This window comes from Streptomyces sp. NPDC034103 (assembly GCF_055575395.1).
Genome location: NZ_JBVISS010000011.1, coordinates 351,765 through 368,956 on the forward strand (window position 1 = coordinate 351,765; position 17,192 = coordinate 368,956).

Consider the following 17,192-nt stretch of genomic DNA (forward strand, 5'->3'; position numbering starts at 1 on the left):
CTTCAGTCTTCTCTCGGTCTCGATGGGGTCTGCGACTACCAGCGGTAGTGCGCGAAGGCCTTGTTGGACTCGGCCATCTTGTGCGTGTCCTCGCGCTTCTTCACGGCCGCACCGAGGCCGTTCGAGGCGTCGAGAAGCTCGTTGAGCAGACGCTCGGTCATGGTCTTCTCGCGACGGGCGCGGGAGTAACCGACGAGCCAGCGCAGCGCCAGGGTGTTGGCGCGGCCGGGCTTGACCTCGACCGGCACCTGGTAGGTGGCGCCACCGACACGGCGGGACTTGACCTCGAGGGTCGGCTTGATGTTCTCGAGAGCGCGCTTCAGCGTGATGACCGGGTCGTTGCCGGTCTTCTCGCGCAGACCCTCCATGGCGCCGTAGACGATGCGCTCGGCGGTGGAGCGCTTGCCGTTCAGCAGCACCTTGTTGATGAGGGAGGTCACCAGAGGAGAACCGTAGACCGGGTCGATGATGACCGGGCGCTTCGGGGCGGGGCCCTTACGAGGCATTCTTACTTCTCCTTCTTGGCGCCGTAGCGGCTGCGGGCCTGCTTGCGGTTCTTGACACCCTGGGTGTCGAGGGAACCGCGGATGATCTTGTAGCGAACACCCGGCAGGTCCTTCACACGGCCACCACGCACGAGCACGATGGAGTGCTCCTGCAGGTTGTGTCCCTCACCCGGAATGTAAGCGGTGACCTCGATCCCGCTGGTCAGACGCACACGCGCGACCTTACGCAGGGCCGAGTTCGGCTTCTTCGGGGTGGTCGTGAACACACGCGTGCAGACGCCGCGACGCTGGGGCGAACCCTCGAGTGCGGGCGTCTTGTTCTTCTCGACCTTGTCCTGCCGGCCCTTCCGGACCAGCTGCTGGATCGTAGGCACTACTTCTCCGGTTTCTGTGTGCCGAATGGTGAAGCTAACCTGGAACATCTCCGACCCACGCGGTCGGGTGTGTCGAACCCGCGGACTTCCACCCGAAGGCGAGAAGGGCGCAGATTTCGGTGGCCGAATCAGGCTCGCCGTGCGGTTGATGGACACGCACGAGAGCCAGGGCACACCCCAGGCACAAGGTCTGAGCGTACCTACCGCACGGACTTCGGTCAAAACAAATGGAGTGGGATCCGACACGCCGGACGTTCGCCTGTCAAGGGGTCTCGTGCCCGCCACTGGCCGAATCGCGCTCTTCCGGCCCCCGCGATCTTGGGCTTTCAGTACGTTGACCCGTCTTCGCAGCGGGGCCCGCAAGGGGATTCGGGGGATGTGGCATGACGACGTGGACGCCGGCGTACTCGCCGGACGACGGGGGCCTGGACGACCGGGTGCCGTTCCTGGCGCGCCTGGAGAGCGAGGACCGCTCCACCCTACTGGCGCTCGGCCGCTCCCTGGACTTCCCGCCGCGCACGGTCCTGCTGCGCCAGGAGGAGCCGTCGGCGCACGTCCTGTTCCTCGTCGACGGCTGGACCAAGGTCACCGCGGCCGCCGCCAGCGGGTACGAGGCACTCCTCGCCCTGCGCGGCCCCGGCGACGTGGTCGGTGAGTCCGCGGCGCTGACCGGCCGCCCGCGCGGGGCCACGGTGACCGCCCTGGAGCCGGTCCGGGCGGTCGCCGTCGACCGGGAGCGCTTCCGGGGCTTCCTGCACGGCTCCCCCGCGGCCTCCTTCGTCCTCCTCGGCCTCACCGCGGACCGCACGCGCGCGGCCGACCGGCGCCGACTGGAGTTCGCGTCGATGAGCGTGCGCGAGCGCTTCGCCGTGCTGCTCCTGGACCTGGCCCGCACCCACGGCCGCCGCACCCCGGAGGGCGTGGAGCTCGCCGTCCCGCTCAGCAAGCAGGAACTGGCGGGCTCGGTGGGCGCCTCCCGCGAGATGGTCCAGCGCCTGCTGAAGGAACTGCGCGACAAGAACGTGGTCGCCACGGGCAGGCGCGCCATGCTGATCATGCGCCCGGACGTACTGCGCCGCATAGCCGCGACAGACCCGGCAACGGGCATCCCCTCCCCACAACGACCACACGAGGTCTGACCCCGGCCACGGGCGCATTCGGGTGCCCCTGATGCGGCGCAGCCGCTGTCAGGGGCGCGGGGAACCGCGCGACCAGCCACGACGCGCCCGCACCCGGCAGCGAGACGCCGAGCGGCACCCCACGGCCCCTCCCGCACTGTGCACACGGTCACATTCCGACTGCGTCATCCGCCCTCCACGTCCCACCCCTCCCTCCCGCACGCTTCTCGTCTGCACGCCCCACCCCTTCGAGAGGCGACCATGAGCGACCCCGTGAGCCGCACGATCCTGCTGCTGGACATCGAGCGGTACAGCGACCGGGACGACGTCGAACAGGCCTATCTGCGGCGCATGCTCTACGACATCACCGACCGCGCCCTGCGGAGCGCCGGCATCGACGAGACCCGCCGGCTGCGGGCCGACCGCGGGGACTCGGTGATGGAGCTCATCGACGCGAGCGCCCCGGTCACGGCGCTGCTGCGGGCGCTGCTCGGGGAGGTGCCGGCGCAGTTGAGGGCGGTCAACCGGATGGCCTCGCGGTCGGCGCAGATCCGGCTGCGGGCCGTCGTCGCCACCGGCTGGGTCGCCGTGGACGAGCACGACGGCTGGGTCGGCTCCGACCTGAACCACGCCTGCCGGCTGCTCGACGCCGACGTCCTGCGCACCGCCCTGCGCGAGCGCGCCGACGACTTCGCCCTGTGCGTCTCGGACCCGCTGTACGCCGGGGTCGTACGGCACGACCACCCGGGCATCCCCGCCGACGGCTTCCACGAGGTCACCGTGGACAGCAAGAACGGCCCGCTGACGGCGTGGCTGCACGGCCCGGTCCCCGGGGCGGCGGCCGGTCGGGACCACCGGGAGCGGGAGCAGGCGCCGGGCGGATCGGGGGACCGCCCGGCGCCGCGGGTGCCCGAACAGGGCGGCCCACGCCAGGACCGCCCGGCGCCGGACGGAACCAGGGGAGCCCCGGCGCCGGGCCCCGCCGTCAGCTTCGGCGGCGGGTCGGTGAGCTTCGGCGGCGCCTTCGTCGCCGGGAACCAGTACGGCGGGGTCAGCGGCGGCCAGGTCACCGGTGACGTCCACCCGGGCGCCCGGGAGCGGGGTGAGCCCGCGTGAGCACCCCGCAGGAGGACAGCCCGGGAGCGGCCGTCCAGGGCGAGCAGTCCGCCCCCGAGGAGCCCGGCAAGGGCGGCGGCACCGACGAGCAGGCCGAGGAGCACGACCAGCCGCAGGATGCCTGGGAGGCCCGGCGGGACCTCATCGACCACAGCCCGCGCACCATGCGCCTGGGCGACCGGACCCGCTTCGGCGGGGGCATGGTCGGCGGCGACCAGTACGGCGGGGTCAGCGGCGGCCAGGTCACCGGTGACGTGATCATGGGCAGCAAGACGGAGGTCCACGTCGCGATACCCGGGCTCACCTCCCCCGGCGCGGCTTCCGGCGAGGTGCCGCGTGCCGCCCTGGACCGGCTCGCCGAGAGCTTCGTCGCCGACGAGCGGGTCATGGCCGAACTCACCGAACGGCTGCGGCGAGACCGTGTCCTCGTCCTGTCCGGACCCCGCTTCACCGGCCGCCGTGCGGCCGCGCTGATGCTGCTGCGCGGACTGGACGCGCTGCCCGTACGCGCACTGGAACGGGACACCCCGCCGGGCAGCCTGCCCGAGGCGTTCGGCGCGGAGGACGGTGCCCGCGGTTACCTCCTGAGTGACCTCGGCACGCGCCGCGACCGCCCGTTGCGCGAGCCGCATCTGCTGGCCGCGAGGGACCGGCTCGTGGAGCAGGACGCGTACCTGGTCGTCACCGTCGGCCCCACCGCCGTGCTGGAGGACGTCGTACCCGTCGAGTGGCGGCCGCCGCTCGCCGCCGACGTCCTCGCGGCCCACCTGCGCGCCCGCACCGACGACGGGACCGCCGCCAAGCTGCTCGAACTCCCGGACGTGACCGAGTTCCTCACCCGCAGCCATCAGCTCCGCGAGGTCGCCGCGTTCGCCGGGCTGCTCGCCCGGTACGCGGCCGGGGAGGTGGCCGAGGCCATGGTCGCGCAGTTCTCCCTGGCCACGCTGGAGGCCCAGGTGCAGGAGTGGTTCGAGGAGGACGAGAGCGCGATCCCGCTGCGCGACAAGGCGTTCCTGGTGGCGCTGGCGGCGTTCGACGGCGGCCCCTACGCCCTCACCGCCGAGCTCAGCGACCTGCTCCACCGCTTCCTCCAGAAGACCGAGAACCCCGGCCGCCCGCCCGAGGTCCCCGTCTTCGGCACCCACATCGGCAAGCGGCTCCAGCTCGCCCGCGCCGAGGAGTACGAGGACGACGAGCACACCGAGTGGGGCCCGGTCACCCAGCGCAAGGCGGCCTTCCGAGACGAGCGCGCCTCGCTTGTGCTGCTGCGCGAGGTCTGGACGGGGCACCCCTCCGCCCGCCCAGCGCTCATCGAATGGCTGCGCCGCCTCGCCGACGACGGCCGCCCGCTGGTGCGCACCCGGGCCGCCTCCACCGTCGCCGTCCTCGCCCGCACCGACCTGCCCTCGGCGATGGCGCTGATCCTCGAACCCTGGGCCACCTCCAAGCGGTTCCGCCAGCGCCTGGTCGCGGTCAACGCGCTCACCTTCGCCCACCTCATCGACACCCCCAACATCCCGCGCATCCTCGACGCCTGGTGCGAGGCCGACGACGCCCGGCTGCGCTGGGTGGCGGTACGGGCGTACGGGCTGCTGGGCCCGGAGCGCCCCGCACAGGCGCTGGCCGCGCTGCGCAAGGCCACCCGCAGGCTGTACGCCGACGGCCCCGACGACCTGGACGAGGCCGTGGCGGGTGAACTCGCCGAAGCGGTCGAGCTGTTGCTGCTCTCCCCCGCGGGCGAGGAGGTCCTCGCGGAGCTGCGGACCCACCTGGGCGACGACCGCGCGGTGCACGACCTGACCCTCGCCGGTTTCGTCGCCGCCTGCGGTCGCACCGACGACGGCGAGCCGTACGGCACCCCGCTCGTCCTCGGCTGGTACGCCCGCGCGGCGACCCAGGGCACCGGGAGCGCGGCGCACGACCTGCCGTTGCTGTGGCGGGCCGCGCTGGCCGACGCCCGCTGCACCCGGCACGCGCTCGCCGTACTGCACGACTGGGTGCTGATCGCCGAACGGTCCACGGCCACCGAGTGGGCGCTCGCCGCGCTGCTGCCGGCCCTCGTCACCACGCCCGAGGAACACCTGCGGCTGAGCCACCTGCTGCGGACCATGCCCGGCGAGGACGGCAACCCGCCGCCCCCGGTCGCCGCCCGCCTGCTGACCACGCTGCCCAACCGCTGACCCGCCCCGGGTCGGCACCGCCGAGGAGAACCCACCCCATGCCCACCTTCCGCCAGCCCGAGTGGCAGCAGGACGCCGACCGGCACACCGAGCTGATCGACCCGGTCCTGACCGTGCGCCAGCTCTCCCGCTTCGAGTTCAACCTCAGGTCGTACGTCCGGATCGACCACGCCCTGGTCTTCGCCACGGCGAAGGGCGGCTACGAGCCCTATCTGCCGCCGCGCCGGCCGACCCGCGGCGAGGTAGCGACCAACCGGTACACGGCCGTGTACGAGGTCGACATGGGTGTCCACCCGCACACCGCCGAGCTGCCGCTGCCCAGCGACAACGACGCCTTCGAGTTCACGGCCCAGGTCGACCTGTCCTGGCAGGTGCTGGACCCGGCCCGGTTCGTCGCCTCCGGCCACCGGGACGTGCCCGGACTCCTCCTGGGCGAACTCCAGCAGGCGGCCCGTCCGGTCACCCGCCGCTTCGCCATCGCCGACAGCGCCCCGGCCGAGCGGGAACTGCTGGACGCGATGAACCTGCTCGGCCCGCTGGGCGCCCCCGCGGGCCTCCAGGTCACCTGGACCCTGCGACTGCGCCGCGACCAGGAGAACATCGACCACCAGCGCCGACTCCAGGCCATCGACCACTCCGCCGAGGAGCAGATCCGGGTCGCCCGGCGCGGCATCGACATCGACGCGCTCCAGGTGGACCGGGCCATGGCCCACGGCGGCCGGCAGCAGGAACTCCTGCTCCAGCAGCAGCGCTGGCAGCACGAACAGGCGATGCTCCACAGCCGGCAGACGCTGGAACTCCAGCGACTGGAGGCCGAGAAGGTCGACTTCTACCAGTGGCACCTCCAGCAGGGCGGCGTCCACCAGTGGGCCCTCCATCTCGCCCAGCACCCCGAGGACTCCCGCCTGGTGATGCAGAGCATGCGCGAGGACCAACTCCGCATGATCCAGGCCCAGATGGACCTGGTGAAACAGCTCCTGGGCAGCGAGGCCGCGGAGAACTGGGAACTGGAGGGGCCCAAGCAGCTCGCCCTGCGCACCGTCCACGACATCCTCAACCAGCGCCTGCCGGGAGTGGCCCAGCCGACCCTGCCGGAGGGCGGCGGCCCGCCGGGGGCACCGGGGCCCGCCGCCCCCGGTCAGGCGATGCCGGACGCGACCGAGGACCGGCCGCACGGGGAGGCCGTACCCGAGGCGGAGTCGGACCCCACACCGGCCGCACCGACCCCGACCCCGTACCCCGGACCCCCTGCACCCGGCTCTCCGTACGGCACCCCCGGCCCGTACGCCACCCCTGGCCCGTACGGCACCCAGCCCCCCACCGCGTACGCCCCGCCGCCCCCGCCGTTCCCCCAGAGCCCCTACTCCGCGATGCCGCCGCCCTCGGTCCCGCCCGCCCCCGCCCCCGGCTGGCAGCCCCCGCCCGGCTACGGCCGCACCCCCACGCTCCCCGACGCGGTCGCCCCGGACGGCCCGCCGCCCCCGAGCGCGCCCACCGCGCCCGACGGTCCGCAGGAGAACCCCGTATGACCACCCCGGCCCCCGCCCCGGCCGCGGATCCGCCCGCGGCCGACCCGGCCCTCGTCCCGCTCTGCGAGCGTCTGCTGGGCGAGCTGCGGACCGAGGTCGCCCGGGCCGACACCAAGGCATCCGTGCTGGTCGCCGCCCTCGGGATGACCGCCGGGGTCCTCAGCGGGCTGCTGGCCGGCCGGGACTGGACACCGGCCGCGCTGACCACCCCGGGCACCGTGCTGTGGTGGGCGGGGGCGGCCGCGCTCGTCCTGTCGCTGTCCGCCCTGCTGCTGGCGGTCCTGCCCCGCTTCCACTCCCCGTCCTGGGCGCCGGGGCGCCCGCTGTCCTACTTCGGCGACATCCGACAGGCCGTCCGGCACGGGCAGTTGGAGACCGCGCTGGCCGCGACCCGGCGCGCCCCCGTGGCCGCGCTGACCAGCGCTCTCACCGAGATGAGCCGCATCGCCGTACGCAAGCACCAGTGGATCCGCACCGGCCTGATCGCGTTCTGCGTCGGCACCGTCCTGCTCCCCGCCGCACTGCTGCTCGGCTGACACACACCGCCGACCGGCCACCGCTCCCGTGAAGGAACCGACATGACCCAGCCACCCCGGTACCCCGGGCAGCAGCCCCAGTACCCCCAGCCGGCACCGACGTATCCGCACCAGCCGCCTCCCCCGCAGTACCCGTCCGCGCAGACCCCGCCCGCCTACCCCACCGCCCAGATACCGCCGCAGTACCCCCAGGCCGCGCCGCCCAGCGCTCCTCCCCCGGTCGCCCCCGCCGGTCCGGTCCACCCCCACCACATCAGCACCGACGCCCGCCGGATCCACCTCTCCCACCAGCAGCGCCGCACCGACGCCACCACCGTCGGGAGCCTCCTCCTGCACCTGCCGAACTTCCTGTGCAGCCTCTTCGTCGTCGGCCTGGTCTCCGCGCTCTTCGGCGACCTCGCCGTCGTCGTGATCCTGCTCTGGATCGCCAGCGGCGCACTCGTCTTCCATCGCCCCACCGAAAGCGCCCTCGCGCGCCATCTGCTCCGGCTGCGCTACCCCACGCCGCAAGAACGAGCCAAACTCGAACCGGTCTGGCGTGAGGTGACCGCCCGCGCCGGAGTCGAGGGCCGGAACTACGAACTGTGGGTCGAGGACAGCGACGGCCTGAACGCGGTCGCCGCCGCCGGTCACATCGTCGGCGTCACCCGCTTCGCCATGAACCAGCTTCCCAACGGTGAACTCGCCGCCGTCATGGCCCATGAGCTGGGCCACCACGTCGGCGGCCACGCGTGGTCCGGTCTCCTCGGTCACTGGTACGCCCTGCCCGGCCGGATCGCCTGGCGCGTGCTGAAGGTCCTCTCCACGATCGCCTTCCACGTCTCGAAGGCCTTCGGCTGCCTCGGCGTCGGCTTCGTCGTCCTGCTCGTCGGGGGGCTGGCCCTCGCGACCGTCAGCACCCTGTACGGGCTTCCGCTGCTGATCCTCGGGGTGCCGTACGCCCTCGCCGCGGTCGGCCGGCGCTCCGAACTCCGCGCGGACCAGCACGCCGCCGCCCTCGGCTTCGCGCCGATGCTGGCCGCGGTCCTCGACAAACTGCACCAGCAGGAGCAGTACGAGCGGGCCGCGCTCACGGCCCTGAACGGCGGTGTCCCGGTCCAGGAGAGCGCCCTCAACCGGTTGCTGTCCTCGCACCCCGACCACCACACCCGGCTGCACCACCTCCAGCCGTACCTCCAGCCGCAGCGGCCGTACTGAGCCGGGCGGCCCGGACCCACCGAAGGGCGGCCCCCGTTCAGGAGACCGCCCTCCAGGAGGCGCGTTCAGCCGCTCCCGATGGCCAGCGCGAGCAGCAGGGTCAGGAACACCGTCCAGGCCGCGACCGACATCCACCCCAGGACCAGCCCGAGCAGCGCCAGCGCGTCGCCGGTCTCACCGGTGCGCTGGATCTCCGAGCGCGCCGCGTGCCCGAGCACGACCGCCGGGACCCCGGTGAGCCCGAAGCTCGGCAGACACAGCACCCCGCACACGGCGGCCCCCACGGCCTTGCCGTTGGTCCGCGGCCGCGGCAGCGCCACGAAGGTCCGCGGCACCGCCATGACCGGCTGCGCCATGAGCGGCTGCGCCAGCGGCCCCTGCGGCAGATCCCCGACCAGCAGCGCCAGCTCCCCGACGGTCCGGGCGGCGTAGGCACGGGCCACCCGCCGGTCGAACTCCGCCTTCTCCAGGCGCCCCTCCCCGTACCCCGCCCTGAGCACGTCCACGGCGCGTTCCCGGTCGGCGTGGGAGGCGAGCATGCCCGACGACGGCACAGCGTGCGGCTGCCAGGGCTGCGGCGCCCCCTGCCAGGGCTGCCACGAAGGATTCGACACGGCGTACCTCCCCTACCCCCCGAGCTCCCTCCATGATGCGCCGAACCGGCATTTGCGGCACAGACCGCGTCACCCGCGGGAACGCCGAAGGGCGGCCACCCCGTCGAAACGGGGCGACCGCCCTTCAGAACCACCTAGCCGGCTGGCTCCTACTGGTTGTACGGACCGTAGTCGTAGTCCTCCAGCGGAACGGCCTGGCCGGAGCCCGTGCCGAACGGCGAGTAGTCGATGTCGTCGTAGCCGACGGCCGAGTACATCGCGGCCTTGGCCTCCTCGGTCGGCTCGACCCGGATGTTGCGGTAGCGGGACAGACCCGTACCGGCCGGGATGAGCTTACCGATGATGACGTTCTCCTTGAGGCCGATGAGGCTGTCGGACTTGGCGTTGATCGCCGCGTCCGTCAGCACTCGGGTCGTCTCCTGGAAGGAGGCGGCCGACAGCCAGGACTCCGTCGCCAGCGAGGCCTTGGTGATACCCATCAGCTGCGGACGGCCCGAGGCCGGGTGACCGCCTTCCTGGACCACACGACGGTTCTCGACCTCGAACTTCGAGCGCTCGACCAGCTCGCCGGGCAGCAGCTCGGCGTCGCCCGACTCGATGATCGTCACGCGGCGCAGCATCTGCCGGATGATGATCTCGATGTGCTTGTCGTGGATCGACACACCCTGCGAGTTGTAGACCTTCTGGACCTCGCCGACCAGGTGGACCTGGACGGCACGCTGGCCCAGGATGCGCAGCACGTCGTGCGGGTTGGTGGCACCCACGGTGAGCTTCTGGCCCACCTCGACGTGCTCGCCCTCGCTGACCAGGAGTCGGGCACGCTTCGAGATCGGGTACGCCGTCTCGTCGCTGCCGTCGTCCGGGGTGACGACGATCTTCTTGGTCTTCTCGGTCTCCTCGATCCGGACGCGGCCGGAGGCCTCGGAGATCGGGGCGACACCCTTCGGGGTACGGGCCTCGAAGAGCTCGACGACACGCGGCAGACCCTGGGTGATGTCGTCACCGGCCACACCACCGGTGTGGAAGGTACGCATCGTCAGCTGGGTACCGGGCTCACCGATGGACTGGGCGGCGATGATGCCGACCGCCTCACCGATGTCGACCAGCTTGCCGGTGGCCAGCGAGCGGCCGTAGCACATGGCGCAGGTGCCGACCTGGGACTCACAGGTCAGGATCGAGCGGGTCTTGACCTCCTCGACACCGTGGTGCACGAGCTGGTCGATGAGCACGTCACCGAGGTCCACGTTGGCCGGCGCGATCACCTTGCCGTCGATGACGACGTCCTCGGCGAGCATGCGGGCGTAGACGCTGGTCTCGACGTCGTCCGCCTTGACCAGGACACCGGCGGCGTTCTTCGAGGCGATCCGCAGCTTCAGACCGCGCTCGGTGCCACAGTCCTCCTCGCGGATGATGACGTCCTGCGAGACGTCCACCAGACGACGGGTCAGGTAACCCGAGTCGGCGGTACGCAGGGCGGTGTCCGCCAGACCCTTACGGGCACCGTGCGTGGAGATGAAGTACTCCAGCACGGACAGGCCCTCACGGAAGGACGCCTTGATGGGACGCGGGATGGTCTCGTTCTTGGCGTTCGACACCAGACCACGCATACCGGCGATCTGCCGCATCTGCATCATGTTTCCTCGGGCACCCGAGTCAACCATCATGAAGATGGGGTTCGTCTTGGGGAAGTTCTCGTTCATCGCCTCGGCGACCTCGTTGGTCGCCTTGGTCCAGATCGCGATGAGCTCCTGAGTGCGCTCTTCCTTGGTGATCAGACCGCGCTCGTACTGCTTCTGGACCTTCTCGTCCTGCGCCTCGTAGCCGCGGACGATCTCCTTCTTCGCCTCGGGAACGACGACGTCGGAGATGGCGACGGTGACACCGGAACGGGTCGCCCAGTAGAAGCCGGACGCCTTCAGGTTGTCGAGCGTCGCCGCCACGATGACCTTGGGGTAGCGCTCGGCGAGGTCGTTGACGATCTCGGAGAGCTGCTTCTTGCCCACCGAGTAGTCGACGAACGGGTAGTCCTCGGGCAGCAGCTCGTTGAAGAGCGCGCGGCCCAGGGTGGTCCGCAGACGGAACGAGTCACCGTTCTGCCACTCCGGCTCACCCTCCTCGCGCACCGGCGGCGTCCAGCCACGCGGCGGGATGGTGCCCACCGGGAAGCGGATGTCGATCGGCGACTGCAGCGCCAGCTCGCCCGCGTCGAACGCCATGATCGCCTCGGCCGTGGAGCCGAACGCGCGGCCCTCGCCCTTGGTGTCACGCAGCTCGCCGTCGGTGGTGAGGAAGAACAGACCGAGGACCATGTCCTGGGTCGGCATCGTCACCGGACGGCCGTCGGCGGGCTTGAGGATGTTGTTCGAGGACAGCATCAGGATGCGGGCCTCGGCCTGCGCCTCCGCGGAGAGCGGCAGGTGGACGGCCATCTGGTCACCGTCGAAGTCCGCGTTGAACGCGGTGCAGACGAGCGGGTGGATCTGGATGGCCTTGCCCTCGACCAGCTGCGGCTCGAAGGCCTGGATGCCGAGGCGGTGCAGGGTGGGAGCACGGTTCAGCAGCACCGGGTGCTCGGCGATGACCTCTTCGAGGACGTCGTACACGACCGTGCGGCCGCGCTCCACCATGCGCTTGGCGCTCTTGATGTTCTGCGCGTGGTTCAGGTCCACCAGGCGCTTCATCACGAACGGCTTGAACAGCTCCAGCGCCATCGCCTTCGGCAGACCGCACTGGTGCAGCTTCAGCTGCGGACCGACGACGATCACGGAACGCGCGGAGTAGTCCACACGCTTGCCGAGCAGGTTCTGACGGAATCGACCCTGCTTGCCCTTCAGCATGTCGCTGAGGGACTTCAGCGGGCGGTTACCGGGACCGGTGACCGGGCGACCACGACGACCGTTGTCGAAGAGGGCGTCGACGGCCTCCTGGAGCATGCGCTTCTCGTTGTTCACGATGATCTCGGGCGCACCGAGGTCGAGAAGGCGCTTCAGTCGGTTGTTCCGGTTGATCACACGGCGGTACAGGTCGTTCAGGTCGGAGGTCGCGAAGCGGCCACCGTCCAGCTGCACCATCGGGCGAAGGTCCGGCGGGATGACCGGCACGCAGTCCAGCACCATGCCCTTGGGGCTGTTGCTGGTCTGCAGGAACGCGGAGACGACCTTGAGGCGCTTGAGCGCACGGGTCTTCTTCTGGCCCTTGCCGGTACGGATGATCTCGCGGAGGCGCTCGGCCTCCTCGTCGAGGTCGAAGGACTCCAGGCGCTTCTGCAGCGCCGCGGCACCCATCGAACCGTCGAAGTACGTGCCGAAGCGGTCCCGCAGCTCGCGGTAGAGCAGCTCGTCGCCCTCCAGGTCCTGGACCTTGAGGTTCTTGAAGCGGGTCCACACCTCGTCGAGGCGGTCGATCTCGCGCTGCGCACGGTCACGCAGCTGCTTCATCTCCCGCTCGGCGCCTTCGCGCACCTTGCGGCGCACGTCGGCCTTGGCGCCCTCGGCCTCCAGCTCGGCCAGGTCGGTCTCGAGCTTCTTGGCGCGGGCCTCCAGGTCGGAGTCGCGGCGGTTCTCGATCTGCTGACGCTCGACGGAGACGTGCGCCTCCAGCGAGGGCAGGTCACGGGTACGGCGCTCATCGTCGACGTACGTGATCATGTACGCGGCGAAGTAGATGACCTTCTCGAGGTCCTTCGGGGCGAGGTCGAGCAGGTAGCCCAGCCGCGACGGAACGCCCTTGAAGTACCAGATGTGCGTGACGGGCGCGGCGAGCTCGATGTGGCCCATCCGCTCACGGCGCACCTTGGCGCGCGTGACCTCCACGCCACAGCGCTCACAGATGATGCCCTTGAAGCGGACGCGCTTGTACTTGCCGCAGTAGCACTCCCAGTCCCGGGTCGGACCGAAGATCTTCTCGCAGAAGAGTCCGTCCTTTTCGGGCTTGAGCGTGCGGTAGTTGATCGTCTCGGGCTTCTTGACCTCGCCGTGGCTCCACTGACGGATGTCGTCAGCGGTGGCCAGACCGATCCGGAGCTCGTCGAAGAAGTTGACGTCGAGCACTATGCGTCAATCCCTCTCAGGGTTGTAAGTCATGGGGTCTGATACGGGGGTCCTGGGGCCGGCGGCCTTCTGAGCGAAGGCCGCCGAACTCCCGTCAGACCTCTTCGACGCTGCTCGGCTCGCGCCGGGACAGGTCGATGCCAAGCTCCTCCGCAGCGCGGAAGACGTCCTCGTCGGTGTCGCGCATCTCGATGGACATGCCGTCCGAGGACAGCACCTCCACGTTGAGGCACAGGGACTGCATCTCCTTGATGAGCACCTTGAAGGACTCGGGGATGCCGGGCTCGGGGATGTTCTCGCCCTTGACGATGGCCTCGTAGACCTTCACGCGGCCGGTGACGTCGTCGGACTTGATGGTCAGCAGCTCCTGGAGGGCGTACGCGGCGCCGTATGCCTCCAGCGCCCACACCTCCATCTCACCGAAGCGCTGGCCACCGAACTGGGCCTTACCACCCAGCGGCTGCTGGGTGATCATCGAGTACGGACCGGTCGAGCGCGCGTGCAGCTTGTCGTCGACCAGGTGGTGCAGCTTGAGGATGTACATGTACCCGATGGAGATCGGGTCCGGGAACGGCTCACCGGAGCGGCCGTCGAACAGCCTCGCCTTACCGGTCGGCTGCACCATGCGCTCGCCGTCGCGGTTCGGGATGGTGTGGTTCAGCAGACCCGCGAGCTCGTCCTCACGGGCACCGTCGAAGACCGGGGTCGCGACGTTGGTGCCGGGGGCGACGGAGTCGGCACCGATCACCTGGAGGCGCTGGGCCCAGTCCTCGCCGAGACCGGAGACGTCCCAGCCGCGGCTGGCGAGCCAGCCGAGGTGGATCTCCAGGACCTGTCCCGGGTTCATTCGGGACGGCACACCCAGCGGGTTGAGGATGATGTCGACCGGAGTTCCGTCCTCGAGGAACGGCATGTCCTCGATCGGAAGGATCTTCGAGATGACGCCCTTGTTGCCGTGACGGCCGGCGAGCTTGTCACCGTCGGTGATCTTGCGCTTCTGCGCCACGTACACGCGCACCAGCTGGTTCACACCGGGGGGAAGCTCGTCGCCCTCCTCGCGGTCGAAGACGCGGACGCCGATGACCTTGCCGATCTCGCCGTGCGGGACCTTCAGCGAGGTGTCACGGACCTCACGGGCCTTCTCACCGAAGATCGCGCGCAGCAGGCGCTCCTCCGGCGTCAGCTCGGTCTCACCCTTGGGCGTGACCTTGCCGACGAGGATGTCGCCGGCGACGACCTCGGCACCGATCCGGATGATGCCGCGCTCGTCGAGGTCCGCGAGGACCTCCTCGGAGACGTTCGGGATGTCCCGGGTGATCTCCTCGGGGCCGAGCTTGGTGTCACGGGCGTCGACCTCGTGCTCCTCGATGTGGATCGAGGAGAGGACGTCGTCCTGCACGAGGCGCTGCGACAGGATGATCGCGTCCTCGTAGTTGTGACCCTCCCACGGCATGAAGGCCACAAGCAGGTTCTTGCCCAGGGCCATCTCGCCGTTCTCGGTGGCCGGACCATCGGCGAGCACCTGGCCCGTGATGATGCGGTCGCCCTCGTTGACGATGACCTTCTGGTTGACCGAGGTGCCCTGGTTGGAGCGGGCGAACTTGGCCAGGCGGTACGTGATGTACGTGCCGTCGTCGTTGGCGGTGGTGATGTAGTCCGCGGAGACCTCCTGGACCACACCGTCCTTCTCGGCCTTGACCACGTCGCCGGCGTCGACCGCGGAGCGGTACTCCATGCCGGTGCCGACGAGCGGGGCCTCGCTCTTGATGAGCGGAACGGCCTGACGCATCATGTTCGCGCCCATGAGGGCACGGTTGGCGTCGTCGTGCTCGAGGAACGGGATCATGGCGGTCGCGACCGACACCATCTGGCGCGGCGAGACGTCCATGTAGTCCACGTCGTCACCGGGGACGTAGTCGACCTCGCCGCCACGACGGCGGACCAGGACGCGGTTCTCGGTGAAGCGCAGGTCGTCGTCGAGCAGGGCGTTGGCCTGCGCGATGACGAAGCGGTCCTCCTCGTCGGCCGTCAGGTAGTCGACCTCGTCGGTGACGACACCGTCGGTGACCCGGCGGTACGGCGTCTCCACGAAACCGAACGCGTTGACGCGGCCGTAGGAGGCGAGCGAACCGATCAGACCGATGTTCGGGCCTTCGGGCGTCTCGATCGGGCACATACGGCCGTAGTGGGACGGGTGCACGTCACGGACCTCGAAGCCGGCCCGCTCACGGGAGAGACCACCCGGGCCAAGAGCCGACAGACGGCGCTTGTGGGTGAGACCCGACAGCGGGTTGTTCTGGTCCATGAACTGCGACAGCTGGCTGGTGCCGAAGAACTCCTTGATGGAGGCGACGACCGGCCGGATGTTGATCAGGGTCTGCGGCGTGATCGCCTCGACGTCCTGGGTCGTCATGCGCTCACGGACGACGCGCTCCATACGAGCCAGACCCGTGCGGACCTGGTTCTGGATGAGCTCGCCGACGCTGCGCAGACGACGGTTGCCGAAGTGGTCGATGTCGTCGGTCTCGACGACGATGCTCGTACCCCGGTCGCCGACCGTCTCGGTCTCGCCCGCGTGCAGCTTCACCAGGTACTTGATCGTCGAGATGATGTCCTCGACGGTCAGGATGCCGGCGTCGAGCGGAGCGTCCGCGCCCAGCTTCTTGTTCACCTTGTAGCGGCCGACCTTGGCGAGGTCGTAGCGCTTGGGGTTGAAGTAGAGGTTCTCGAGCAGCGTCTGCGCGGCCTCACGCGTGGGGGGCTCGCCCGGACGCAGCTTGCGGTAGATGTCGAGCAGCGCGTCGTCCTGGCCCTGGGTGTGGTCCTTCTCCAGGGTGGCGCGCATGGACTCGTACTCGCCGAACTCCTCGAGGATCTGCTCGGTGGTCCAACCGAGGGCCTTGAGGAGGACGGTCACGGACTGCTTGCGCTTGCGGTCGATGCGGACACCGACCATGTCGCGCTTGTCGATCTCCATCTCCAGCCAGGCACCCCGGGACGGGATGATCTTGGCCGAGAAGATGTCCTTGTCGGACGTCTTGTCGATGGAGGAGTCGAAGTAGACACCCGGCGAACGGACCAGCTGCGACACCACGACACGCTCGGTGCCGTTGATGACGAAGGTGCCCTTGTGGGTCATGAGCGGGAAATCACCCATGAAGACCGTCTGGGACTTGATCTCGCCGGTCTCGTTGTTCGTGAACTCGGCCGTCACGAAGAGCGGGGCCGCGTACGTGAAGTCACGGTCCTTGCACTCGTCGATGCTGTTCTTCGGCGGCTCGAAACGGTGGTCCCGGAAGGTCAGCGACATCGACCCGGAGAAGTCCTCGATCGGGGAGATCTCCTCGAAGATCTCCTCCAGACCGGACTTGGTGGGGACGTCCTGACCGGATTCCAGAGCCTCCTCGACCCGACTCTGCCAAGCGGTGTTGCCGAGCAGCCAGTCAAAGCTCTCGGTCTGCAGCGCGAGCAGGTTGGGAACCTCGAGAGGCTCCTTGATCTTTGCAAAAGAGATGCGCAGCGGGGCAGTGCTGGCAGCGTTGTTCGTATTCGCGGTCGAGGCGTTGCGCGAGGCGGCCAAGAGGGGGTCCTTCCGAGGGCTCGGACTCACTACGCGCGTACCGGTCCCTCTCCCGCGCACAAAGACAGGCTCCCCCTGATCCGGCATTTACGGCCGTCAGGGAAGTACTGATCGTCATGGCTGAGGCGAGGGCAGACCCCTGGTGACGGGCAGGGGGCAGCTAACAGGCAGCGCAAAGGGTCAGTGTAGCCACTTGGCGCACTGATGTCCAGCCCCGATTTTCTTTGATCCTCGTCACCCTCAACGCTTTCGGCACGCCTGCCCTCAACGCACGTTGATACTGCCCTCTTCGTCGCCGATCCATGCCTCGGATTCGGACCGTTCTGGCGACGCGTCCTGAGAATTGCGCGCTGCGTGCGGTTCGTCAAGGCCTGTCTTGCCCAAAACCGGGTG

At 69.9% G+C, this 17,192-nt stretch carries 11 protein-coding genes; 6 read left to right on the plus strand and 5 right to left on the minus strand.

The window, feature by feature from the left end; translation table 11 throughout:
• Positions 1-35: 35 nt before the first annotated feature.
• A complete protein-coding gene (gene rpsG / locus ACZ56U_RS26140; protein ID WP_003998848.1) occupies positions 36-506 on the minus strand; it encodes a 30S ribosomal protein S7 in 471 nt (156 codons plus the stop codon).
• A 2-nt stretch (positions 507-508) separates the two neighbouring features.
• On the minus strand, positions 509-880 hold the full coding sequence (rpsL, locus tag ACZ56U_RS26145; RefSeq protein WP_003948652.1) for a 30S ribosomal protein S12: 372 nt from the start codon (positions 878-880) through the stop codon (positions 509-511).
• A gap of 383 nt (positions 881-1,263) precedes the next feature.
• Here rpsL and ACZ56U_RS26150 point away from each other — a divergent pair, with 383 nt between their 5' ends.
• The 6 genes from ACZ56U_RS26150 (at position 1,264) to ACZ56U_RS26175 (ending at position 8,556) form a co-directional block, all read left to right on the plus strand.
• The gene (locus ACZ56U_RS26150; protein WP_469086396.1) at positions 1,264-2,019 is read left to right on the plus strand and encodes a Crp/Fnr family transcriptional regulator; all 756 of its coding nucleotides are present in this window, start codon (positions 1,264-1,266) and stop codon (positions 2,017-2,019) included.
• A gap of 240 nt (positions 2,020-2,259) precedes the next feature.
• Positions 2,260-3,114, plus strand: a complete 855-nt coding sequence (locus tag ACZ56U_RS26155) for a hypothetical protein (RefSeq protein ID WP_469086397.1) — start codon at positions 2,260-2,262, stop codon at positions 3,112-3,114.
• On the plus strand, positions 3,111-5,294 hold the full coding sequence (locus ACZ56U_RS26160) for a hypothetical protein (RefSeq protein WP_469086398.1): 2,184 nt from the start codon (positions 3,111-3,113) through the stop codon (positions 5,292-5,294). Before ACZ56U_RS26155 ends, ACZ56U_RS26160 begins: the two co-directional genes overlap by 4 nt.
• Before the next feature lie 38 nt (positions 5,295-5,332).
• Positions 5,333-6,823 (plus strand): hypothetical protein, encoded by a 1,491-nt coding sequence (locus tag ACZ56U_RS26165; protein ID WP_469086399.1) that lies wholly within the window; start codon positions 5,333-5,335, stop codon positions 6,821-6,823.
• Positions 6,820-7,359, plus strand: coding sequence for a Pycsar system effector family protein (locus ACZ56U_RS26170; RefSeq protein ID WP_469086400.1), 540 nt, complete (start codon positions 6,820-6,822; stop codon positions 7,357-7,359). The genes ACZ56U_RS26165 and ACZ56U_RS26170 overlap by 4 nt, the downstream gene beginning before the upstream one ends.
• A 42-nt stretch (positions 7,360-7,401) precedes the next feature.
• Positions 7,402-8,556 (plus strand): M48 family metalloprotease, encoded by a 1,155-nt coding sequence (locus ACZ56U_RS26175; RefSeq protein WP_469086401.1) that lies wholly within the window; start codon positions 7,402-7,404, stop codon positions 8,554-8,556.
• 65 nt (positions 8,557-8,621) lie between these two features.
• Here the strand turns inward: ACZ56U_RS26175 and ACZ56U_RS26180 are convergent, their stop codons facing one another.
• From ACZ56U_RS26180 to rpoB, 3 genes are all read right to left on the minus strand, one after another.
• Entirely contained in the window at positions 8,622-9,170 is a 549-nt protein-coding gene (locus tag ACZ56U_RS26180; protein ID WP_469086402.1) for a DUF1707 and DUF4190 domain-containing protein, read from the minus strand.
• A gap of 149 nt (positions 9,171-9,319) precedes the next feature.
• Positions 9,320-13,219, minus strand: coding sequence for a DNA-directed RNA polymerase subunit beta' (locus ACZ56U_RS26185; RefSeq protein ID WP_469086403.1), 3,900 nt, complete (start codon positions 13,217-13,219; stop codon positions 9,320-9,322).
• Between the two features lie 94 nt (positions 13,220-13,313).
• A complete protein-coding gene (rpoB, locus tag ACZ56U_RS26190) occupies positions 13,314-16,799 on the minus strand; it encodes a DNA-directed RNA polymerase subunit beta (RefSeq protein ID WP_469086404.1) in 3,486 nt (1,161 codons plus the stop codon).
• Positions 16,800-17,192: the final 393 nt, after the last annotated feature.

Coding starts and splice junctions, on each gene's coding strand:
- rpsG (WP_003998848.1), bottom strand. CDS start 506: ATGCCTCGTAAGGGCCCCGCCCCGAAGCGCCCGGTCATCATCGACCCG.
- ACZ56U_RS26150 (WP_469086396.1), top strand. CDS start 1,264: ATGACGACGTGGACGCCGGCGTACTCGCCGGACGACGGGGGCCTGGAC.
- ACZ56U_RS26155 (WP_469086397.1), top strand. CDS start 2,260: ATGAGCGACCCCGTGAGCCGCACGATCCTGCTGCTGGACATCGAGCGG.
- ACZ56U_RS26165 (WP_469086399.1), top strand. CDS start 5,333: ATGCCCACCTTCCGCCAGCCCGAGTGGCAGCAGGACGCCGACCGGCAC.
- ACZ56U_RS26170 (WP_469086400.1), top strand. CDS start 6,820: ATGACCACCCCGGCCCCCGCCCCGGCCGCGGATCCGCCCGCGGCCGAC.
- ACZ56U_RS26175 (WP_469086401.1), top strand. CDS start 7,402: ATGACCCAGCCACCCCGGTACCCCGGGCAGCAGCCCCAGTACCCCCAG.